This window comes from Rhizobium sp. N324, from assembly GCF_001664485.1.
Classification (GTDB): Bacteria; Pseudomonadota; Alphaproteobacteria; order Rhizobiales; family Rhizobiaceae; genus Rhizobium.
The window spans coordinates 1,323,462-1,344,274 of the sequence record NZ_CP013630.1; the positions used below are offsets into that span (position 1 = coordinate 1,323,462).

Annotated in this window: 18 protein-coding genes and 1 pseudogene; 9 read left to right on the forward strand and 10 right to left on the reverse strand. The window is 63.1% G+C overall.

The window, feature by feature from the left end; genetic code table 11:
- Window positions 1-108: 108 nt before the first annotated feature.
- From AMK05_RS35480 to AMK05_RS06345, 4 genes and pseudogenes are all read right to left on the reverse strand, one after another.
- Window positions 109-285: pseudogene (locus AMK05_RS35480) on the reverse strand (ABC transporter ATP-binding protein); the annotation flags it as partial.
- A gap of 48 nt (window positions 286-333) precedes the next feature.
- Window positions 334-936 (reverse strand): hypothetical protein, encoded by a 603-nt coding sequence (locus tag AMK05_RS06330; protein ID WP_143535817.1) that lies wholly within the window; start codon window positions 934-936, stop codon window positions 334-336.
- Window positions 937-1,559: 623 nt separating this feature from the next.
- Complete coding sequence (locus tag AMK05_RS06340) at window positions 1,560-3,152, reverse strand: ABC-F family ATP-binding cassette domain-containing protein (protein WP_064837552.1); 1,593 nt, start codon at window positions 3,150-3,152, stop codon at window positions 1,560-1,562.
- A gap of 315 nt (window positions 3,153-3,467) precedes the next feature.
- The gene (locus tag AMK05_RS06345; RefSeq protein ID WP_064837554.1) at window positions 3,468-5,033 is read right to left on the reverse strand and encodes a helicase HerA-like C-terminal domain-containing protein; all 1,566 of its coding nucleotides are present in this window, start codon (window positions 5,031-5,033) and stop codon (window positions 3,468-3,470) included.
- A gap of 199 nt (window positions 5,034-5,232) precedes the next feature.
- Between AMK05_RS06345 and AMK05_RS06350 the strand changes: the two genes are divergently transcribed.
- The 3 genes from AMK05_RS06350 to AMK05_RS06360 all read left to right on the forward strand — a co-directional run bounded on the left by AMK05_RS06350 (window position 5,233) and on the right by AMK05_RS06360 (window position 6,646).
- Complete coding sequence (locus tag AMK05_RS06350) at window positions 5,233-5,628, forward strand: hypothetical protein (RefSeq protein WP_049734489.1); 396 nt, start codon at window positions 5,233-5,235, stop codon at window positions 5,626-5,628.
- 113 nt (window positions 5,629-5,741) lie between these two features.
- Window positions 5,742-6,197, forward strand: coding sequence for an NUDIX hydrolase (locus tag AMK05_RS06355; RefSeq protein ID WP_064837556.1), 456 nt, complete (start codon window positions 5,742-5,744; stop codon window positions 6,195-6,197).
- Between the two features lie 131 nt (window positions 6,198-6,328).
- Window positions 6,329-6,646: a hypothetical protein gene (locus tag AMK05_RS06360; RefSeq protein WP_064837559.1), complete on the forward strand. Its 318-nt coding sequence runs from the start codon at window positions 6,329-6,331 to the stop codon at window positions 6,644-6,646.
- A 15-nt stretch (window positions 6,647-6,661) separates the two neighbouring features.
- Here AMK05_RS06360 and zwf read toward each other — a convergent pair whose 3' ends face one another.
- The 5 genes from zwf to AMK05_RS06385 all read right to left on the reverse strand — a co-directional run bounded on the left by zwf (window position 6,662) and on the right by AMK05_RS06385 (window position 13,113).
- Window positions 6,662-8,179 (reverse strand): glucose-6-phosphate dehydrogenase, encoded by a 1,518-nt coding sequence (zwf, locus tag AMK05_RS06365; RefSeq protein ID WP_064837561.1) that lies wholly within the window; start codon window positions 8,177-8,179, stop codon window positions 6,662-6,664.
- A gap of 275 nt (window positions 8,180-8,454) precedes the next feature.
- A complete protein-coding gene (tam, locus tag AMK05_RS06370) occupies window positions 8,455-9,225 on the reverse strand; it encodes a trans-aconitate 2-methyltransferase (RefSeq protein WP_064837563.1) in 771 nt (256 codons plus the stop codon).
- A gap of 77 nt (window positions 9,226-9,302) precedes the next feature.
- On the reverse strand, window positions 9,303-10,577 hold the full coding sequence (locus AMK05_RS06375) for a hemolysin family protein (RefSeq protein WP_064837565.1): 1,275 nt from the start codon (window positions 10,575-10,577) through the stop codon (window positions 9,303-9,305).
- A 572-nt stretch (window positions 10,578-11,149) separates the two neighbouring features.
- On the reverse strand, window positions 11,150-11,617 hold the full coding sequence (locus AMK05_RS06380; RefSeq protein WP_064837567.1) for a cupin domain-containing protein: 468 nt from the start codon (window positions 11,615-11,617) through the stop codon (window positions 11,150-11,152).
- Window positions 11,618-12,069: 452 nt separating this feature from the next.
- The gene (locus AMK05_RS06385) at window positions 12,070-13,113 is read right to left on the reverse strand and encodes a zinc-dependent alcohol dehydrogenase family protein (RefSeq protein WP_064837569.1); all 1,044 of its coding nucleotides are present in this window, start codon (window positions 13,111-13,113) and stop codon (window positions 12,070-12,072) included.
- On the opposite strand from AMK05_RS06385, the gene AMK05_RS06390 reads away from it, so the two are divergent.
- Window positions 13,103-13,351 (forward strand): hypothetical protein, encoded by a 249-nt coding sequence (locus AMK05_RS06390; protein WP_064837571.1) that lies wholly within the window; start codon window positions 13,103-13,105, stop codon window positions 13,349-13,351. The two genes, AMK05_RS06385 and AMK05_RS06390, sit on opposite strands and share 11 nt — an antisense overlap.
- Before the next feature lie 12 nt (window positions 13,352-13,363).
- On the forward strand, window positions 13,364-14,251 hold the full coding sequence (locus AMK05_RS06395) for a branched-chain amino acid aminotransferase (protein ID WP_064837573.1): 888 nt from the start codon (window positions 13,364-13,366) through the stop codon (window positions 14,249-14,251).
- A gap of 291 nt (window positions 14,252-14,542) precedes the next feature.
- On the opposite strand, the gene AMK05_RS06400 is transcribed toward AMK05_RS06395, so the two are convergent.
- Window positions 14,543-15,442: a LysR family transcriptional regulator gene (locus tag AMK05_RS06400; protein ID WP_064837576.1), complete on the reverse strand. Its 900-nt coding sequence runs from the start codon at window positions 15,440-15,442 to the stop codon at window positions 14,543-14,545.
- A 138-nt stretch (window positions 15,443-15,580) separates the two neighbouring features.
- Here AMK05_RS06400 and AMK05_RS06405 point away from each other — a divergent pair, with 138 nt between their 5' ends.
- The 4 genes from AMK05_RS06405 (at window position 15,581) to nadE (ending at window position 20,808) form a co-directional block, all read left to right on the forward strand.
- Window positions 15,581-16,822, forward strand: coding sequence for an HlyD family secretion protein (locus AMK05_RS06405; protein ID WP_064837578.1), 1,242 nt, complete (start codon window positions 15,581-15,583; stop codon window positions 16,820-16,822).
- Between the two features lie 71 nt (window positions 16,823-16,893).
- Window positions 16,894-18,513, forward strand: a complete 1,620-nt coding sequence (locus AMK05_RS06410) for an MDR family MFS transporter (protein ID WP_064837580.1) — start codon at window positions 16,894-16,896, stop codon at window positions 18,511-18,513.
- Between the two features lie 30 nt (window positions 18,514-18,543).
- Window positions 18,544-19,734: an adenylate/guanylate cyclase domain-containing protein gene (locus AMK05_RS06415; protein WP_064837583.1), complete on the forward strand. Its 1,191-nt coding sequence runs from the start codon at window positions 18,544-18,546 to the stop codon at window positions 19,732-19,734.
- A gap of 240 nt (window positions 19,735-19,974) precedes the next feature.
- The gene (nadE, locus tag AMK05_RS06420; RefSeq protein ID WP_064837585.1) at window positions 19,975-20,808 is read left to right on the forward strand and encodes an ammonia-dependent NAD(+) synthetase; all 834 of its coding nucleotides are present in this window, start codon (window positions 19,975-19,977) and stop codon (window positions 20,806-20,808) included.
- Window positions 20,809-20,813: the final 5 nt, after the last annotated feature.

The following is a 20,813-nucleotide window of genomic DNA, read 5'->3' on the forward strand; positions in this document are numbered from 1 at the left end:
GCCTCGAAGGACGAGGTCGGCCACCGGCGTCGGGGCGCAAGACGCGGCGCTGGAGCGCGTCTCTCGAGGCTCCGCCCTATGAACTGTGTGCCTCAGAATGAATGCAGCCTAACCCGCCGTATCACCGCCAGCCAGCTCCAACCGCCGCTCTGTTCCGATGCTCTCTAGAAACGCCTCGTCATGACTGACGACGATGAGCGCGCCGTCATAAGCACGCAGACCCGCCTCGACCGCAGCGATCGAGTCGATGTCGAGATGGTTGGTCGGCTCGCCGAGGACCTTGAGCGTCGCAATGGCTCACCATATCTGCACGAGCATTGCGCCATTCAGCAGTCATTGGCGGCAAAGGTTACTTATTGCTCCAACCTTTTGCTGCAGGTCCGCAAGGGCTTTGCCGGCCAGTTCAGTGCCCAATTGTTTGTACGTCGTGGTGTCGGCCATCTTCTCGGTGAAACAGGTGCAATAAGTTTGGATTTGCTGCTGAGTAATAGCTTGGTTGAGTGAGGCCTGCTTCTGAACGCACGCAAACTGGGTGTCAGCTATGAATGATTTTCGAGCTTCGCCACCGATTGCTTGGTCGCGAGAGAACACAAACTCACCGTAGGTAAAAAGGCCGACGAAAATTGTGACAACGAGCGCCGCGAACGTGATTACCCCCCGGATGGCACTTGCGTTCGACTTAGCTTGCCCCTTTTTGAAAACGTTTCGTATGGCCGCAATCACCACAAATAATAGTGGTGCGGCGAGAACCTGCCCACCTAAAGCGCTAATCGTTTCCGCACTCCGAGTGTGGGCGTAGCTTGCTAGTTCAAAGCCTCGACCGTTCGCGACCTGAAGTAACAAGGCGACAGCGCTAACGCTAACGCCAATATTGGCGCTTCTCCAAAGGCTCCACTCTTGGGCTGTACGATGCCCGATCGCCTCTTCCATAGTCATGCCCTTCTCCTCCAAGCCGCCACCGCTATCATAGGTTGAATGCGTTATATATTGCAAGTACGGCATCGCTTTCGAACTAGCGACATGAAGCCTTTTCATGGCGAAACGGGCTAGTGGAGCAATCGAGATTGAGCGACGACTTGATGGCAGGCCGAAAGGCAACATATCCCGGGGCAGCCGTCAGAGCATCATCGCTGATCTGCGAAAGCTGGCCGATCTGGCGGAAGCAAGTGATGACGGGGTTTCCGCCGTCCGGGCGCTGAAGCTTGCGTGGAACATCGCGACCATGTCCCTGCCACCGAGGCGGCCTTCCATCGATACCGTCATTGACGTTGGGGAGGTTGCCGCCGCGCTCGCGGCCCGCTTCAGCCCGGAAGATGCCGCCAGCAGCACGCGGCCTCCAAGAGAGCCTCATCCTGAGGTGCCCCGCAGGGGCCTCGAAGGACGAGGCGGGTGCACTGGTGGTTGGACGCAAGGAGCAGCGCTGGAGCGTGTCCTTCGAGGCTCCGGCCTTTAGCCTGCGCGCCTCAGGATGAGGGACGTTGGTGGATGCCGCGCTCCCGAAAGGCGGGAGGGAATGGAGAGGTGTCACTGGCGGGAGGCAGCGCTGCTCCGCCCTAAAATCACCCGCCCACACCGCCAGCCAATTCCAGCCGCCGCTCTATCCCGATACTATCGAGAAACGTCTCGTCATGGCTGACGACGATGAGCGCGCCGTCATAAGCACGCAGACCCGCCTCGACCGCAGCGATCGAGTCGATATCGAGATGGTTGGTCGGCTCGTCGAGTATCAGCAGCGGCGGCGGTGCGGAGCCGAGAACGCAGGCAAGGCCGGCGCGCAGCAATTGGCCGCCGCTCAGCGTCGAGACGGCCTGCAGCGCCGCATCCGCCCTGAACATGAAGCGGGCAAGGGCGGCCCGGCAGGTGTTTTCGTCGGCCTGCCGGTTGATCCGCCGGAAATTGTCGCGGATCGAGGTTGAGGGATCGAGAAGGCTAACCTTCTGATCGAGCATGGCAAAGCCAGTCAGGACGGCGACAGTGCCGGCCCAGGGCGCGAGTTCGCCGGCGATAAGCGCAAGCAGCGTCGTTTTGCCCGAGCCGTTGCTGCCAGTGACGGCAATCCGTTCGGGCCCCGTCACGGCGAAAGAGAGATCGCCGATGACCGGATCGCCCGGCCGGTAGCCCACGGTGACGCCCTCCAATTTCAGCACGGTCTTATTGGCGGCGAGCCCGGTCGGCGGCAGGCGCACCGATAAGGGCTGGAGGATCTCGATCCTCTCGCGCGCCGCCTTTGCGTCTTCCTGTGCCGCCGCGCGCCGGCGTTCGACAAGGCGGGCGTTGTCGCCGCCGGTCGTTTCGCTCCGCTCCTTCATGCCGCCGAGCATGATGCGCGGGATGCCGCCCTTGGCGGCCGTCTTGCGTCCGGCGCTATCCCTGTGCGCCTGACGCTCCACCGTCGCCTGCGCCTTGCCGGCAACCTCGGCAATCCGCTTTTCGGCATCGGCGAGGTCATGCCGTGCGGCGGCAAGCTCCAGCGCCTTGCGCTCGCGATAATGGCTCCAGTTGCCGCCGTAGCGGGTGGCACCGAGCGACGTCAATTCGACGATTGCATCCATGCTTTCGAGCAGTTCCCGGTCATGGCTGACGATGATTGCCCCGGCCCGCCAGCCCGATATCAGCGCGATCACCGCCCCGCGGCCCTCGCGATCGAGATTGTTTGTGGGCTCGTCGAGCAGCAGAAAATCCGGTTCGGCGAAGACCAGGGCGGCCAGCCCGGCACGGGTGCGCTGCCCGCCGGAGAGCGCGGCAAGCCGTGTCTGCGGCTGTGCGTCGAGCCCGGTGCGATCAAGGGCCGCCGCCATGCGCGCCTCCAGCGTCCAATCCGCCGATGAAAGTTCTTCGGCCGCTGCCGTGCCGGTTTCGGCCCGGTGAAGAAGGCCAAGCGCATCCGTCGCGCCGAAGAGATCGGCCACCGTTTCGTCAGGTGCGACCTGAACGCTCTGCCGGAGAATGCCGAGGCTGCCACTGACCGAGAGCGTCCCCGATCGCGGCCGGATGTCGCCGGAGACAAGCTTCAGCAGCGTCGTCTTGCCGACGCCGTTGCGCCCGACGAGACCGCTGCGGTCCGTCCCGAAACTCAGGTCGAGATCGGAAAAAAGCGGCCGTCCGTCAGGCGTGGCCCATGAAATTTTGGAGAGAGTGATGGATGCAGGCATGGATGTGGATTTCCCTGTTGGCAAGGCGAACTGGCGTTGCGATCAGGTTGAAATCCATTGCGGCACACATCCTGTTGAAATGGTCGATAGCAGGTAATTTAGGGGAGGAAGGCTTGCGGTTCAAGGCAGGGAACGCAGTCTTCCAGAAAGCTGCCCCTCACCCTAACCCTCTCCCCGTAAACGGGGCGAGGGGACGTGCCCTGCGAGACGCTGGTGAGGAATTGAGAGGTCGCGGCAATCGTCCTTCGCCCCGTTTACGGGGAGAAGGTGCCGGCAGGCGGATGAGGGGCTTACCGCGCGCCGCCTGCGAAATAGCTACCGCTTCAAGCTCCCCAAGATCCCGCGCACCAGCGCCCGGCCGACCTGGGTTGCGACCGTGCGCGCCACGCTCTTCATCGCCGCTTCCACCACCGTTTCGCGCTGATAGCCGGAAGACCGGCCGCGGGATTGGCCGCGGCCCTGCTGATTGTCGTCATTGCTGCCCCCAAAGCCCGGCAGGCTCCAGCCAGATGTGCTGCTCGGCTGCTGCTCGGCCGCTTCCTCCTGCGCCCGTTTGGCGGCGTCGGCATCCGCCGCCTTCTTGGCGCGCGCCGCCAGGATCTCGAAGGCGGATTCGCGGTCGACATCTTCGTCATAGACGCCGAGAACCGGGCTCCGGTCCATGATCTGCTGGCGCTCGCCATCGGTCAGCGGGCCGACACGGCCGGAGGGCGGGCGGATCAGCGTGCGCTCGACGATCGACGGCGCGCCCTTGGCCTCCAGCGTCGAGACCAGCGCCTCGCCGGTGCCGAGATTGGTGATGACGGTGGCGCAATCGAAGGCCGGATTCGGGCGGAAAGTATCGGCCGCCGTCCGTACTGCCTTCTGCTCGCGCGGCGAATAGGCGCGCAATGCGTGCTGCGCCCGGTTGCCGAGCTGGGCGAGCACTGTTTCCGGCACGTCGAGCGGGTTCTGCGTGACGAAATAGACGCCGACACCCTTGGAGCGGATCAGCCGCACCACCTGCTCGACGCGCTCGACCAAGACCTTCGGCGCGTCGTTGAAGAGCAGATGCGCTTCGTCGAAGAAGAAGACCAGCTTCGGCTTGTCCGGGTCACCCACTTCGGGCAGTTCCTCGAACAGTTCCGAGAGCAGCCAGAGCAGGAAAGTGGCATAAAGGCGCGGGTTCATCATTAGCTTGTCGGCGGCAAGCACCGAGATCTGGCCGTAACCATTGTTGCTGGTGCGCATGATGTCGGAGATCTTCAGGGCCGGCTCGCCGAAGAAGTGTTCCGCGCCCTGCTGTTCGAGAACGAGCAGCGCCCGCTGAATCGAGCCGACCGAGGCCTTGGAGATCAGCCCGTACTGGTTGGATAGCGCAGTGGCGTTCTCGCCCATATAGTTGAGCAGCGAGGTGAAATCCTTGAGGTCGAGCAGCGGCAGCCCGGCCTGGTCGGCGAGTTTGAAGGCGATGTTGATGACGCCTTCCTGCGGTTCGGAGGCATCCATCAGCCTGGCGAGCAGCAGCGGCCCCATCTCTGCGACGGTGGTGCGCACTCGGTGGCCTTTTTCGCCGAAAAGATCCCAGAAAATCACCGGAAACTGGTCGAACTCATAGTCGGTGAAGCCGATCTGCTCGGCCCGTTTGGTGAGGAAATCCTTGGCCTCGCCCCTGGCGGCGATGCCGGAGAGATCGCCCTTGATGTCGGCGGCAAAGACCGGGACCCCGGCCCGGGAGAAGCCCTCGGCCAGCACCTGCAGCGTCACCGTCTTGCCGGTGCCGGTGGCGCCGGTGACGAGGCCGTGGCGGTTGCCGAACTTCAGGTCGAGATATTCCGGCTTGTTGATGCTGTCGTCGGGGTTGCGGCTCGCGCCGATGAAAATCTTGCCATCCTCGATCATCCGCAATTCTCCCTTCGGCGCTGCCGCTCTTTGTCCGAAGACGGGCTTGCGCCGCCTTCATCGAACCATCGTTTCTCTGTTATAAGCAGGCAGGCGGATGCGGACAACTGTTTGCATCGAAAGCAAAACCGGACATTGAGTTGCGCTCGAATCTCGATTAACGCTGACGTTAACGTCAAAAAATAACAGGAGGCTGACGATGAATGAAATTGTGACCCAGATCGCCGATCGTGTGGGTATCGCGCCCGATCTGGCCGAAAAGGCGCTCGGCATGATGCTCGGCTTCCTGCAGCGTGAGGCGGCCGACGGCCCGGTCGCCCGGATGATCGAGGCAATCCCCGGCGGCGCCGATCTCGTCGCCCAGTTCAATGGCGAAAGTGCCGGCGGCGGTGGCGGTCTGCTCGGTGGGCTGATGAGCGCGCTCGGCGGCGGCGGCATCATGGGCCTCGGCCAGCAGCTGATGGCCGAAGGCCTCGGCATGGGCGAAATCACCTCGCTCGCCAAGGAAACCATCGCCATCGCCAAACAATATGCCGGCGAAGAGGTCGTCGACGAAGTCGTGGCTTCGGTCCCGGGACTCAGCCAGTTCGTTTGAGCGACGACGACCAGAAGCTTCCGCGGTCTCGCCGCGTGGCGGCTTCTGGTCGCCCTTGCCATGCAGCCTCTTGCGGCTAATTAAGGATTTCCGTCGAAAAGAAGGAGAGCCGCATGACTGTCTGGCGCCCACCGCAGCAGATCAGGGTGAAGGTGATCGGCCTTGCCTGGAGGCAAGATCGGCTGCTCGCCGCGGAAGTGGAGGATGATGGCGGCCGCATCAAGGGCATTCGGCCGCTCGGCGGCTCGATCGAATTCGGCGAGACGCGCGAACAGGCTCTGCAGCGCGAATTCCGGGAGGAACTCGAAACGGCGATCCGCATCGTCGGCCCCTGGCATCTGCTCGAAAACATCTTCGAGCATCATGGCGCGACCGGCCACGAATATATCTTCGCCGCCGATGTCGAACTCGCCGATGCATCGCTCTATGCGCGCGATGAAATCCGCTATTCCGAACGCGACGAGACGGCGGCGACGGCGCGCTGGTTCGGCCGCGACGCGGTGCGAGATGCCGGCATCGATCTCTATCCGACAGGGCTGGAAAAGCTGCTGTCACGCTGGCGCGATTGATCCTGAGAATACATTTCCGCGAGACCGATATTTTGCTCGCCAAACTTTGATCGTCCGCGCCCGTTCAAGCGGAACAAGGAAGATCGAATTGCTGTTATTATCGCATCGCTGAAACCAGAAGGAATAGCATCATGCGCAGGTTTATTGCAGCAGCCTCGATCGCTCTCCTCAGCCTCTCCACCCCGGTTCTCGCCCAGTCGAATATGGGTATGGACGCCAGCGGTCGGATCGACGGCACGCCGCCGCTCGGCACCGCGCCGGGCGCCGAAACCCAAAGCGGGCTGGTCATCCCGCTCGACTCGATCGAAACCGGCAGCGTCGACAACGGCGCCCCGACCGGACGGGTCGATTGGGCCCGCTGCCCGCCGCCCAAGGCGCGTGGCGCGCTTGCCACCGAAGGCGGCAATAGCGGCGCCTCGGTCAGCCCCGCATGCCGTCAAGGCCGATAATTCAAGCGACGGGCATCATTTGCCGTTCTTCCCGTCGCCATGCAGGATGACGCCGAGTTCATGCCATTTGCGTCCGTCGCGCTCGATGAGGTCGTCGCCTGAGGCCGGCCCCATGCTGCCCGGGGTGTAAGCGTCGGGCGTGCTCGGGTCTTTCGCCCAGATATCGAGGAAGGGCTGCACCGCCGCCCAGCCGGCCTCGATGCCGTCGGCGCGCTGGAACAGCGTCTGGTCGCCGATGAAGAGATCGTAGAGCAGCGATTCATAACCGGTGGTTTTGCCGATATCGAATTTGTCGGCATAGCGGAAGTCGAGGGAAACCGGGGTGGTATCGACCGAAAGCCCTGGCGACTTGATCGAGATTTCCATGCTCATGCCCTCGTCCGGCTGCACCTGGATCACCAGCCGGTTCGGCGGCAGGCGGCGATTGACCTCGGTCTCGCGGAACTGCGCGAAGGGCACCGGCTGGAAGGTGATGACGATCTCCGTGTCGCGCGCAGTCAGCGCCTTGCCGGTTCTGAGGTAGAAGGGCACGCCCGCCCAGCGCCAGGTATCAGCGTAGAGCTTCAGCGCCACATAGGTCTCGGTCCGGCTGTCGGGCGAGACGTCCTTGCTGCCGCGATAGGCCGGAAGCTCGACGCCGTTGAGCGGCCCGGCCGTATAGGCGCCGCGCACGCCGTGGGTTTTTGCCTCGTCGGGCGTATAGATGCGCAGCGCCTTCAGCACCTTGCTCTTCTCGTTGCGGATGGCTTCGGCATCGAAACTGTTCGGCGGTTCCATGGCGATCATTGCCAGCAGCTGGAAGAGATGGTTCGGCACCATGTCGCGCAGCGCGCCTGTCGCATCGTAGAATTTGCCGCGGCTGCCGACATCGACGATCTCTGCTGCGGTGATCTGCACATGGTCGATATAGCGGCTGTTCCACAGCGACTCGATGATCATATTGGCAAACCGCGCCGTCATCAGGTTCTGCACCGTCTCCTTGCCGAGGAAATGATCGAGCCGGTAGACTTGGCTCTCGCCGATCTGGGCGAGAATCTGCGCATTGAGCGCCCGCGCCGAGGCGAGATCGGTGCCGAACGGCTTCTCGATGGCGACACGGCGGAAGGTGCCGTGCTTTTCATCGGTCAGGCCATGGGCGGCGAGTTTCTCGACGATCGAGCCGAAGAAGGACGGCGGCACGGCGAGATAGAAGGCGGCATTGGAATCCGGCCCCAGCCGTTTGCCGATCTCGAGGAAAATATCGTCCTTGGTGAAATCGCCCGATGTGTAGCTTATCCGCCGGCGCAGGCTCTCCCAGGCCTCGTCCTTTTGCGTCTGCTCCTCACCGCTCAGATGGGCGAGGAAGTCGTCGAGCCGCTTGCGCAGGAATTCGTCGTCGCCCGGTTCGATGCCGATGCCGAGAATGTGGAGATCCTCGCCGACGAGGCGGCCGCGCGTCAGATTGATGATCGCCGGCACCAGCAGCCGGCGCGTCAGGTCGCCGGTGGCGCCGAAGATGACGAGGGTGACCGGCGGGGTAGGGGTAGTGTCCATGTGTGTCATCTCCGAGATTTTCCGGGCCGACTATATCGCGCGCCGGTTTCGCCGCAACATATGAGAGCGAGGGATAACAGGCATTTGACAGCTTGCGGGCCTGCCCCTCATCCGCTTGCCGGCACCTAATCCCCGCTTGCGGGGCGAAGGGGACAAGCCGCAACCTCTCTATTCCTCACCGAACTCTCGTATGGCACGTCCCCTCCCCGTTTACGGGGAGAGGGCTAGGGTGAGGGCAGCTATCGACGCAAACTGAGTTCGCCAGAGGCAGCCGATTATTTTTTCACCGCCACCATGAAAATCCGCGGAAACCGCAGCAGCACCCGCCCGTCCGACATTTTGGGATAAGCCTTTTCCACCCGCGCGAGATAATCCGCCAGAAAGGCCTCGCGATAGTCCTCGCCGACCCGGGCGAGATAGGGCATCAGCCCGGTGCCTTTCACCCATTCGACGATATCAGCCGCATCCGCCATCGGGTGATTGTAGATGGTGTGCCAGATATCGACGCGCGCGGCCTTGGCGATCAGCCTGGAATAATAGGCGGACGGCGCAGGCAGTCCCTTGCGGCGCACGCTCTTTCCCTCGAAGGCGCTCTTCCAGGAGCCGCTATTCGCCGTTTCCTCCATCAGCAGATGGGTGGGTTCGCCAAGATTGTCGGGCATCTGCACGGCGAGCACGCCGCCCGGGGAAAGCCCATCCATCAGCCTGTCGAAAATGTCGAGATGATCGGGCAGCCATTGGAAGACGGCATTGGCAAAGAGCAGGTCGGCGGGCTCTGTCGGCTGCCAGCTGCCGAGATCGGCCTCGACGAAAGCGGTGCCGGGAAGCCGCTTGCGGGCCGCCTCCAGCATGTTGACGTCGCTGTCGAGGCCGCAGACGCCTTCGGCGCCGTAACGCTCGATGATGAGTTCGGTCGAATTGCCCGGCCCGCAGCCGAGATCGACGGCTCGGCTGATGCTCTGCAGCGGCACCTGCGCCAGAAGATCACGCGCCGGTCGCGTGCGTTCGTCCTCGAATTTCACATATTGCTGGGCGGACCATGCCATGGCGCTACCTCCTGAAGTCAGGCCACATTTCCCTGTGGCGAATGCGGATCTTCTCGATGTTACGGCCCCGCCGGCTTTCACTCCGCGGACACGAGTATCTTGTCCACGCGTCTGCCGTCGAGATCGACGACTTCGAAGCGCCATCCATCCCTCGTGAAGCTCTCCCCCAACTCCGGCAGATGTTTCAGCTCTTCCAGCACCAGCCCGGCCACCGTCTGATATTCGAGATCGTCATCGAGCTTGAGGTTCAGGAATTCGGCGAACTCGTCGATCGGCGTCCAGCCGGACACCAGGTAGGAACCGTCGTCGCGACGCGCGATGGCCTGCTCGTCCACAGGTCCCTCCTGGAGAGCGCCCATGATCGCTTCCAGAATGTCGCCAGAGGAAACGATCCCCTCGAAATGGCCGTATTCGTCAAAAACCAGCACCATATGGACCGGCGATTTGCGGATGGCTTCAATCACGTTGATGGCGGTTGCAAGGTCTGAAACGACGGGCACGTCCTGCGTCAGAGCCTTGATATCGGCGCTGCCGTGTTCCGACATCGAATCGTAAAAATCCTTGACCGGAAGGATGCCGATCACCTCGTCGGAACTGCCCTTGCGAACGGGCAGCCGAGACCGTTTCGTCCGGTGCAGCTGCGCGCGGATTTCATCAAGGCTGTCATCGATATCGACAATTTCGACATCGCGCCGGGGTGTCATCAGCGCCCGGGCGGTGCGGTCCGCCAGCCGCATGACGCCTGATATCATCGCCGACTCTTCGCTTTCGATCACGCCGGCCGACTGTGCTTCGGCCAGCACGGTTTTGATCTCCTCGTCGGAGACATTGTCGCCGCTTTTCCCCGTTTGGCCGAGGAGCTTCAGCACAAGATTTCCGGAGGCGTTCAGAAGCCAGACGAGAGGCAGCGCAATTTTGGAAAGCACTGCCATCGCCGGTGCGACTTTCGCCGCAACCGCTTCGGGTTCCCGCAACGCGATCTGCTTCGGCACAAGTTCGCCGACGATCAGAGAAAGATAGGTGATGGCGACGACGACCGAACCGACGCCGGCGGCGTCGGCGGCCGTCGACGACATGCCCTGCATCTCCAGCCATCCCGCCAGACGGCCCCCGAGTGTGGCCCCCGAAAAAGCGCCCGAGAGAACACCGACCAGCGTGATGCCGATCTGCACCGTGGAGAGAAAGCGGCCGGGGTTTTCGGCAAGTTTGATGGCTTGCGCCGCCCCCTTGCTGCCATTGTCGGAGAGAACCTTCAGGCGGGCCGTTCGAGAAGACACAACGGCCAACTCCGACATGGCGAGCACACCATTGAGGATGGTGAGAAGCACCACAATTCCAATTTCCAGAAACACAGGGACCCTATTCGTTGAGGTTTCAATGCCGCATTGATCAGGCAACGCGGCGCGGCGTTCGACGAGACGCTATATCAGCATCGCCCATCGTCTTGGCATCATGGTGGTAACATCTGGAGCACGCCTCGCAAAACTGTGCTGCGGTTTTGCGAGAAACGCATGCGTAAAAACAAAAACCCAAAGCGTGACAAGCGACCCTGAAGGATGGCGACACGCTTTCGGCGGCCCGTCATTCGCAATGATCTGGAAGAAGACAGCGCCCTGCGGGATATGCCCGAGGCAAGGCGGAGGTCATCGCGCCGTCTACAGCGGTCGCCTCCATCGTCGGTCGGGAAATCCCGGCTGGAACGGGTGGAGCTTGTACTGGATGGGTCGCTGTCGGGCATGTCGCAATTTTGGCGGTGAAACGGTGCCGGCGCAAGAGGCATCGGGCAAAAATCATAGTACCGCATTGATGTGACAGTTTCGAAAAGGACGGCGAGCCCACGTTCTGGCTGGCAATTTCAGCGGAATTTTTCGCATGTCTGCATGATGCCGAACCGCGAAATGGTCCGGCATCATGTATTCGCGCATCAGGCCGCCAGGATCGTGATCCCGTAGGCATTGGCAGCCGCCGTCATGCGGGCGATGGTCTCCGCCGAAGGGCTGGCCTTTGGCGGCTCCGTCGCGCCTTCCGCTTCGATGAATTCGGCCATGTCGCGATCGACGACCGCGGAAAAGATTGCCGGCGCGGTCCCGCGATTGGAATAGCCGTGCACCACGAAAGGCGGGATGCTGACGATGTCGCCGGCGCCGGCCTCGATCTCCTCAGGGCCGGTGTCGGTCAGGCGCCAGATCGTCAGCCGTCCCTCGAGGATGCGGAACACCTCGGGGCTCGCATGCGCATGTCTCGGCGTCCGGCTGCCGGGCGGCACCGTGACGTCGAAGATGTTGAGCCAGGTTCCGCGGATCCGGACCCGTCGTTCGATCCGGTCGCCGAGGACGAAGAAGCGCTTCGCTTCCTCGCTGGCATGCGTTTTCACAAATGAGTTGGACATCATGTCTCTTTCTTCTTCTTGTTGGTTTTTCTGGCGGACGCAGCCGTTAGGCTTTTGCGCCGTCTTTGGCAACCACCGCAATAATGCGCGTCGGGAAACCAATGGCCCCGATATCGGTGCGGCAGAGCGCTTTCGCAAGACCTGCCAGGCAGTGCCGAGAGCTGGCTGTTCGCATCGCCCGCTTTGCCATGTGTTCTTGGCAAAGCGGGAAGCCTGAGAGGATGATTGAGCTTGCGGCTTGGCTCCCTCTTCTCCCCAGCGGGGGTCCGAAGGACGGGTCGAGACCCGCGGCTCGACCCAGGTTGGTGGCCCGAAGGGTCGGATGAAGGGGCCACACGGCACGCCATTCATTGCCCTTCGCCTGCGCTCAGTGCATTCGCGGCTTTGCCGCTCACCCCCTCATCTGCCTGCCGGCATCTTCTCCCCGCTGGGGAGAAGGGAATCGTGGCAGCGCCTCACGAAAACCGCGTAATCACGCTGATCCCCGTCGCCTCCGCCTTGTCGAGCGCCATCAGCGCAGGCGCGGCTTCCTCAAGACTGATCCGCCGTCCGATCAGCTTCTGCGGCGCGATCTTGCCGGCGGCGAGCATCGACAGCATGGCGTCGTAGCGCCAGGCCTGCATGCCGTGGCTGCCGTAGATCTCCAGTTCGTGGCCGATCACTTGCCCCATCGGAATCTGCGGTGTTGCCTGTTCGCCGAGCATCAGCCCCACTTGCACGTGCCGGCCGCGCCGGCGCAGATTCTTGATCGAGTTGAAGCAGGTGGCGGGATGGCCGAGCGCGTCGATCGAGACATGCGCGCCGCCTTTGGTGATCTCGCGCACCGCCTCGGCCACGTCGGCAACGCTCGAGGCATTGACCGTCGCCACCGCGCCGCATTCTCTGGCGAAGGCGAGTTTCTCCTCCGATATGTCGATGCCGATCGCATTGGCGCCGAGTGCGGTGGCGATCATGATCGCCGACAGGCCGACGCCGCCGCAGCCATGCACGGCGATCCATTCGCCGGGCCGGGTGCGCGCCTGGTCGGCGACGGCGCGGAACGAGGTGGCGAAGCGGCAGCCGAGGCTTGCCGCCGTCGCATCGTCGATCGTGTCGGGCAGGTGTACCAGATTGGTGTCGGCATAATCGATCGCCACATATTCGGCGAAGGATCCCCAATGGGTGAAGCCCGGCTGGAACTGGTTCGGGCAGACCTGCTGGTTGCCGGAATGGCACTCCCCGCAATGGCCGCAGCCGGAAACGAAGGGCACGGTCACCCGGTCGCCCACCTTGAAACGCATCACGCCGCGGCCGGTGGCGACGACCCGTCCGGCAAGCTCATGTCCCGGCACATGCGGCAGGCGGATATCGGGATCGTGTCCCATCCAGCCGTGCCAGTCGCTGCGGCAGAGCCCGCTGGCGCCGACCGATATGACGACACCGTCCTCGGAAGGGGTCGGATCGGGCAGGGTGCGGATCTCGGGCGCCTGTTCGAAGGCTTCGTAATACATGGCTTTCATCGGCGTCTTCCTTGCTGCAAACCCGCGATTTTTCCCTATAATCGCATGCGGCAGGCCGCAGTTCCAATATTCCATTCCATCATTTTTGCTGATGCACCTATCGCTGACGCCGCAGGTGTCGCGCACGAATATTGCGGCCGCACCGCGTCCTCCGGCATTTTCTTGCTTCCGTATTTCCAGCCCGGATTTGTCCTTGACCCGGCTTGCCGCCGAGGTTTTTGCTTTCCCGGATTCGTAAGGGAGAGCAGCAATGGCCGTCGATACATCACCGCGTTCAACCACCTGGACTCATGTCGATGGTGAATGGCTCCCCGGCAACCCGCCGCTGATCGGCCCGACCTCGCATGCCATGTGGCTGGGCTCGACGGTCTTCGACGGCGCCCGCTGGTTCGACGGCATCGCCCCCGATCTCGACCTGCACTGCCAGCGCATCAACCGCTCGGCGCTTGCCATCGGCCTGCAGCCGGTGAAATCGGCCGAGGAGATTGCCGCGCTCGCCTGGGAAGGCGTTGGCAAATTCGATGGCGCGACGGCGATCTACATCAAGCCGATGTATTGGGGCGAACATGGCGCGCCGGGCAGCATCGTCTCCGTCGACGCGGCATCGACCCGCTTCGCGCTCTGCCTGTTCGAGGCGCCGATGGGCGGCCATGGCGGCACCAGTCTCACCGTCTCGCCCTATCGCCGCCCGTCGCCGGAAACGGCGATGACCGAGGCCAAGACCGGCTCGCTCTATCCAAACAGCGGCCGCATGATCGCCGAAGCCCGCAGCCGCGGTTTCGACAATGCGCTGGTGCGCGACCTCAACGGCAACGTCGTCGAAACCGCTTCTTCCAATGTCTTCATGGTCAAGGACGGCATAGTGATGACGCCGGCCGCCAACCGCACCTTCCTCGCCGGCATCACCCGCGCCCGCGTCATCGGCCTGCTTCGCAAGGCCGGTTTCGACGTGCATGAAGCAACGCTCTCCGTCGAGGATTTCCTCGCCGCCGACGAAATCTTCACCACCGGCAACTACTCCAAAGTCGTCGGCGTCACCCGCCTCGACGACCGCAACCTCCAGGAAGGCCCGGTCACCCGCAAGGCGCTGGAGCTTTACATGGACTGGGCCTACGGAAGAAGCGAGAGCGAGGAGTGAGGAATGGTCCCGCGCAGCGGGAGCAATCGATCCAGTGAATCGATTGCAGTGGCGAACACCCGGAGCGCAAGCGCAGGGCCGGGCGGTTCAGCGAAGCAGAGCGAGGCCCGCCCCTCATCCGCCTGCCGGCACCTTCTCCCCGCGCGCGGGGAGAAGGGGATATGCCGCAACCTTTCCGTTCCCCACCAGCGTCTCGTTTGGCACGTCCCCTCGCCCCGTTTACGGGGAGAGGGTTAGGGTGAGGGGCAGCTTTCTTGCGTCGAGGTCCGACGCTGAACCTTCACGCACTCCTCACGTCATCCACTTCCGATGCTCCGCAAATCTCTCCGCCAAGAGATCGATGAACAGCCGCACTTTCGTCGGCAGATGGCTGCGGTTGGGATAGACGGCGTTGATGGTGAATTCCACCGGCTTGTAGTCCGGCATGATCCTTATCAGCCGCCCTTCGGCGATGTCGTCGAACACCACGAAGCTCGGCGCCAGGAAGAGGCCTCGCCCGTTCAGTGTCAGGAAGCGCAGCATCTCGGCATTGTTCGAGACGACATTGCCGCTGATCTTGACGCTCTCCTGCCGGCCGTCGCCGTCCTCGAAGCGCCATTCATCGCCATAAGGGTAATAGGCGTATTGCAGGCAATTGTGATCGGCGATTTCGGCCGGCTTCAGCGGGATCGGATGGCTGTCGACATAGGCAGGCGAGCAGACGAGCATATGGCGCCAGGGCGTCAGCTTGCGCGCGATAAGCGACGAATCCGGCGGCAGGGTCCGAATGACAAGGTCGTAGCCATCCTCGATCATGTCGACCATCCGCTCGCCGACGCTGAAATCGACTGAGATCGATGGATAGAGCTCCATATATTCGCTGAAGACGGGCAGCAGGAAACGCACGATGGAGCCGCTGGTATAGACCTTCAGCGTGCCGCGCGGCGTCGTGCTCAGCGCGCTCGCCGTCCGGTCCGCCTCATCGAGTTCGGCGAGAATCTGTGCCGAGCGCTCATAATAATATTTGCCGGTTTCCGTCAGGCTGACCTTGCGCGTGGTGCGGTTGAGCAGCCGCACGCCGAGTCGGTCCTCCAGCGACTGCACATGATTGCCGACCATGGTGACGGACATGTTCAGCCGGCGCGCGGCGGCGGAAAAACCGCCGCATTCCACCACCCGGCCAAAGACGGCGAGACTTGTCAGTCGGTCCATATTGTCTCCGGATTATCCGCTGAGAGTTGATGATCCTTCCTGATATAAGCAGATTATCAAAAGGATTGGCAGGGTGCATTTTCCGTCGCATCGAACAGGGCCTCGCAGAAACGGGGCGACAGACGAAGGAAAAGGACGATGGTCGAGCTACCCCGCAAGCAGGTTTTCGAAAGCGCTGGAGAGGCCGAGCGGATCTTGGCCGAGGAGGCCGCCAGGGCGCCTGCCGCCGAGGCACCCGCGATGCCCGTGGCCGGAACCCCGGTTGCGCAAGCGCCGGAAAAGACCGGTCGCCGGATGCTCAAGCGTGCGGTTATCGCCGCAGCACTGCTTGCCGGCGCCGCTTTCGCGGGCGATTTCGGCCATCGCTACTGGACGGTCGGCCGCTTCATCGAATCCACCGACGATGCCTATGTGAAGGCCGACTACACCACCGTCGCCCCGAAGGTTGCCGGCTATATCACGCAGGTGCTGGTCAATGACAACGACCAGGTCAAATCAGGCCATGTTCTCGCCCGCATCGACGACCGCGACTTTCAGGCGGCATTGTCCCAAGCGAGGGCCGATGTGAAAGCGGCCGAGGCCGCCATCACCAATATCGACGCCCAGATCTCCCTGCAGCAATCCGTCATCGGCCAGGCCAAGGCGACGATCGATGCCTCGCAGGCCTCGCTGGATTTTGCTGTGTCGGATGCCGCCCGCTCCGCCCGCCTGATCACTAGCGGCGCCGGCACCCAGTCGCGCGCCGAACAGAGCCAGTCGGCCCGCGACCAGGCCGTTGCCGCCGTCGAACGCGATCGGGCAGCGCTCGTCGCGGCTGAGAACAAGGTGCCGGTGCTCCGGAGCCAGCGCGAACAGGCGGTTGCCGAGCGCGACCGGGCGGCCGCGGCCGCGCACCAGGCCGAACTCAACCTCTCCTATACTGATATCGTCGCCGCCGTCGACGGCACGGTCGGCGCCCGCTCGATCCGCGTCGGCCAATATGTCACCTCGGGCACGCAGCTGATGGCCGTCGTGCCGCTGCATGCCGTCTATGTCGTCGCCAATTTCAAGGAAACCCAGCTGACCCATGTCCGCCCCGGCCAGCCGGTCGAGATCAAGGTCGACAGCTTTCCCGATATCGCCATCAAGGGTCATGTCGACAGCGTTTCGCCGGCAAGCGGTCTCGAATTCTCGCTGCTGCCGCCGGACAATGCCACCGGCAACTTCACCAAGATCGTCCAGCGTATCCCGGTCAAGATCGTCATCGACGACGAGGCTTTGAGCGGACTGCTGCGCTCGGGCATGTCGGTCGAGCCCGAAGTCGATACCAAGGCTGCCCAGGGCGAGGCTTCCCAGGCCTCTGGAGAAGCCGAAGGAGGATTATCCAGCCACGCTGGATGATCCTTCTTCTCCCGAAATATTGCGAACTCCGTCGTCAGAAAGTTTCCGCAACAGTCGGAAAGAGATCAGCCATGGCCACTCTTCAGATCGCCGCAAACAGCAATTCGCTCACGCGTCCCGCCGCTGCGGCGCCCGCGACACCCGGCGCCATCAGCCCGGTCCGCATGTGGATGGCCGTCGTCGGCTCGACGCTCGGCGCCTTCATGGCGGTCCTCAACATTCAGATCGTCAATGCCTCGCTTGCCGATATCCAGGGCGCCATCGGCGCCGGCACGGATGACGGCGGCTGGATCTCGACCTCCTATCTGATCGCCGAGATCGTCGTCATTCCGCTCAGCGCCTGGCTGGCGCGGGTCTTTTCGCTGCGCAGCTATCTGCTGGCCAACGCCATCCTGTTCCTGATCTTTTCCGTTGCCTGCGCCTTCGCGGCAAACCTGCAGCAGATGATCATCCTGCGCGCCATTCAGGGCTTTGCCGGCGGCGTGCTGATCCCGATGGCCTTCACCATCATCATCACGCTGCTGCCCAAGGCCAAGCAGCCGATCGGCCTTGCCCTCTTTGCATTGTCAGCCACCTTCGCACCGGCGATCGGCCCGACGATCGGCGGTTATCTCACCGAGAACTGGGGCTGGGAATATATCTTCTACGTCAATCTGGTGCCCGGCGCGCTGATGGTCGGCCTGCTCTGGGCCTCGCTCGATCGGGCGCCGATGAACCTGAAGCTGCTCGCCAAGGGCGACTGGCCTGGTATCGTCACCATGGCGATCGGCCTGGCCGCTTTGCAGACCGTGCTGGAAGAGGGCAACAAGGAAGACTGGTTCGGCTCCGATTTCATCCTGCGCCTGTCGGTCATCGCGGCCGTCTCGCTGACGCTGTTCATCGTCATCGAGCTGAGAGCGGCTCATCCGCTCTTGAACCTGCGTCTGCTGCTGCGGCGTAATTTCGGCTTCGGCATCGTCGCCAACTTCTTGCTCGGCATCGCGCTTTACGGTTCGGTCTTCGTGCTGCCGATCTATCTCACTCGCATCCAGGGCTATAATTCCGAGCAGATCGGCATGGTTCTCGCCTGGACCGGCATTCCGCAGCTGCTGCTGATCCCGCTGGTGCCGCGCCTGATGAAGCGTTTCGATGTCCGCCTGCTGATCGTCGTCGGCTTTGCCCTGTTTGCCGCCTCGAACTTCATGAACGTGCACATGACCGGCGATTATGCCAGCGACCAGCTCTTCTGGCCAAATATCGTCCGCGCCATCGGCCAGGCGCTGGTCTTCACGCCCCTTTCGGCGATCGCCACATCAGGCATCGAGCCGGAGAATGCCGGCTCGGCCTCCGCCCTCTTCAACATGATGCGCAATCTCGGCGGCGCCGTCGGCATCGCCTTGCTGCAGACCTTCCTGTCGAAGCGCGAGCAGTACCATTCGAACATTCTGACCAACTCGGTCTCGGTTTTCGAGGAAGCCACCCGCGATCGCATCGCCCGGCTTACCGGCTACTTCATGAGCCACGGCGTCAGCGACCAGGCGCTCGCCAGCCACAAGGCCGTCGTCGCCATCGCCCTCAAGATACGCAAGCAGGCCAATATCATGGCCTTCAGCGACGCCTTCTTTCTGCTCGGCGTTGCCCTCGTCGTCGCCCTGCTTGCGACCCTGCTTCTGAAGAAACCCGGTCAACTCGCGGGCGGCGGCGCCCACTAGTCAGCGCCACCGCTTCAAGAAGGAGAAGCCATGACAACCGCGATTCATGTCCCGAATTCCGCAAGGCAGAGTAATGCCGTCAATGCCGGAGCGCTGCTCGCTATCATCGAATGGCTCTCCGGCGACGAATGCCATGCGCTCGACGAAGCAGGTCTTGTCTCCGGCCTCGGCCGCCGGCTTCAGGCGCTCGGCCTGCCTGTCGACCGGATGACCCTGCATCTGATGACGCTGCATCCTGAGCTCGTCGGGCGCACCATTGCCTGGGCGCCGGGCGAGCCGGTCGAGATCCACGACCGCGAACACGGCGCGCGCGTCGCCATAGCAAACACGCCGCTGCGCAAGGTCATGGAAACCCGCGAGCCGCTGGTCGTCGGCCCCGGCGAAAGCATCCATGGCCGCTGGCAGCATATCGACGTCTTCGCCGATCGCGGTCTGATGCAACTGATGATCGCGCCGCTCTGCAATATCGATGGACCGGTCGGCGCTGCCGTCTTCGCCACGCGACGGCCGGTTGGCTTCACCGCCTCCGAACGTCAGGCGATCGAGCGCATCCTGCCGGCGCTGCGCAACACCAGCGAGCTGCGCATTCTTCGCCAGGTCGAGCTCAGCCTGCTCGATACCCATGTCGGCCCGCTGACCGCAAGCCGGATCCTCGCCGGCCGCATCCGCCAGGGCGAGATCGAATCGATGGAGGCGGCACTGCTGCTTTGCGATCTGCGCGGCTTTACCGAGCTGTCGAACCGGCTGCCCGGAAGTACCGTGCTCGGGCTGCTCAACGCCTATTTCGACAGGATCGTGCCGGCGATCACCCGGGAAGGCGGCGAACTGCTGAAATTCATGGGCGACGCCGTGCTTGCCTTCTTTCCGAACTACGCCGCGGCCCATTCCTGCGGCGCCGCTCTTGCTGCCGCCCGCGACATCCTCGATGAGATCGACCATTTCCAGTACGAAGGCATCGGCGTGAAGGCCGGCATTGCGCTCCATTACGGCGAGGTCAGCTACGGCAATATCGGCTCCGGCCGCCGCCTCGACTTCACCCTCATCGGCCGCGATGTCAACCTGGTCAGCCGCATCCAGACCGCCTGCGGCGAATTGGGAGAGGCTCTGTTGATGTCAGAGCCGTTCCGCCGAGAGGCCGGGGCAGGGGGCGCGGTGTCGGTCGGGGCGCACGGGTTGAAGGGGTTTGCCGAGCCAGTGGAGCTATTTACGATTGTGCGGTAGGTGTCGCGTCCGCCCCTCATCCGCCTGCCGGCACCTTCTCCCCGTAAAACAGGGAGAAGGGGATCTGCCGCGACCTCTCAGTTCCCCGCAGACCTTTCGCAAGGCACGTCCCCTCTCCCCGTTTTACGGGGAGAGGGCTAGGGTGAGGGGCATCTTGCTGGTAGGGAAGCCTCTTACTTACCCTCCCCGCATCTTTCCGCCATAGTGCCCGCCAACCCCACAAAACCGAGAAAGAACCCCATGACCGTGCTGTCCGACGAACAAGGTGAGATCATCCGTGAACTGGGCGTTGCCGCCGACATCGATCCCGAGCGCGAGATCGCGCGGCGAACCAATTTTCTCAAGGATTATCTCGTCGCCTCAGGGCTGCGCGGCTTTGTCCTCGGCATCAGCGGCGGCGTCGATTCGCTGACGGCCGCCTTGCTGGCGCAGAAGGCGGTGCGCGAGCTGCGTGATAGCGGCCATACGGCGGAATTTATTGCCGTGCGTCTTCCCTATGGCGTCCAGGCTGATGAGGCCGATGCGCAGAGGGCGCTCGCAACGATCGGCGCCGATCGTTCGGTAGTGGTCAACATCAAGGCGGCGGCGGATGCGATGCTGGCCGCCGCTCAGGACGGCGGCCTCGCTTTCGCCGATGCCGGCCGGCAGGATTTCATCCTCGGCAACATCAAGGCCCGCCAGCGCATGATCGCCCAGTTCGCCTTGGCCGGTGCGCTCGGCGGCCTCGTCATCGGCACCGACCATGCCGCCGAGGCGGTGATGGGCTTCTTCACCAAGTTCGGTGACGGCGCTGCCGATATCCTGCCGCTCGCCGGGCTCAACAAGCGCCGTGTGCGCCTGCTGGCAAAGCGGCTCGGCGCTCCGGACGAACTGGTCTTCAAGGTTCCCACAGCCGATCTAGAGGACCAGCGGCCGCTGCGCCCCGACGAGGAGGCCTATGGCGTCAGCTATGACGAGATCGACGACTTCCTCGAAGGCAAGCCGGTCGGCGAGATCGCTCGCCGACGCATCCTCGCTGCCTATCGCGCCACCGCCCACAAGCGCGCGCTGCCGGTGGCCGTCAACACGCTCTGATGGGC

Bases quoted from the DNA above. Each gene is read 5' to 3' on its own strand.
- tam (WP_064837563.1), bottom strand. From the start codon at position 9,225: ATGGCATGGTCCGCCCAGCAATATGTGAAATTCGAGGACGAACGCACG.
- AMK05_RS06340 (WP_064837552.1), bottom strand. From the start codon at position 3,152: ATGCCTGCATCCATCACTCTCTCCAAAATTTCATGGGCCACGCCTGAC.
- AMK05_RS06345 (WP_064837554.1), bottom strand. From the start codon at position 5,033: ATGATCGAGGATGGCAAGATTTTCATCGGCGCGAGCCGCAACCCCGAC.
- AMK05_RS06360 (WP_064837559.1), top strand. From the start codon at position 6,329: ATGCGCAGGTTTATTGCAGCAGCCTCGATCGCTCTCCTCAGCCTCTCC.
- AMK05_RS06355 (WP_064837556.1), top strand. From the start codon at position 5,742: ATGACTGTCTGGCGCCCACCGCAGCAGATCAGGGTGAAGGTGATCGGC.
- AMK05_RS06350 (WP_049734489.1), top strand. From the start codon at position 5,233: ATGAATGAAATTGTGACCCAGATCGCCGATCGTGTGGGTATCGCGCCC.
- AMK05_RS06395 (WP_064837573.1), top strand. From the start codon at position 13,364: ATGGCCGTCGATACATCACCGCGTTCAACCACCTGGACTCATGTCGAT.
- AMK05_RS06380 (WP_064837567.1), bottom strand. From the start codon at position 11,617: ATGATGTCCAACTCATTTGTGAAAACGCATGCCAGCGAGGAAGCGAAG.
- AMK05_RS06385 (WP_064837569.1), bottom strand. From the start codon at position 13,113: ATGAAAGCCATGTATTACGAAGCCTTCGAACAGGCGCCCGAGATCCGC.
- AMK05_RS06405 (WP_064837578.1), top strand. From the start codon at position 15,581: ATGGTCGAGCTACCCCGCAAGCAGGTTTTCGAAAGCGCTGGAGAGGCC.
- AMK05_RS06400 (WP_064837576.1), bottom strand. From the start codon at position 15,442: ATGGACCGACTGACAAGTCTCGCCGTCTTTGGCCGGGTGGTGGAATGC.
- AMK05_RS06410 (WP_064837580.1), top strand. From the start codon at position 16,894: ATGGCCACTCTTCAGATCGCCGCAAACAGCAATTCGCTCACGCGTCCC.
- AMK05_RS06390 (WP_064837571.1), top strand. From the start codon at position 13,103: ATGGCTTTCATCGGCGTCTTCCTTGCTGCAAACCCGCGATTTTTCCCT.
- nadE (WP_064837585.1), top strand. From the start codon at position 19,975: ATGACCGTGCTGTCCGACGAACAAGGTGAGATCATCCGTGAACTGGGC.
- AMK05_RS06415 (WP_064837583.1), top strand. From the start codon at position 18,544: ATGACAACCGCGATTCATGTCCCGAATTCCGCAAGGCAGAGTAATGCC.
- zwf (WP_064837561.1), bottom strand. From the start codon at position 8,179: ATGGACACTACCCCTACCCCGCCGGTCACCCTCGTCATCTTCGGCGCC.
- AMK05_RS06330 (WP_143535817.1), bottom strand. From the start codon at position 936: ATGACTATGGAAGAGGCGATCGGGCATCGTACAGCCCAAGAGTGGAGC.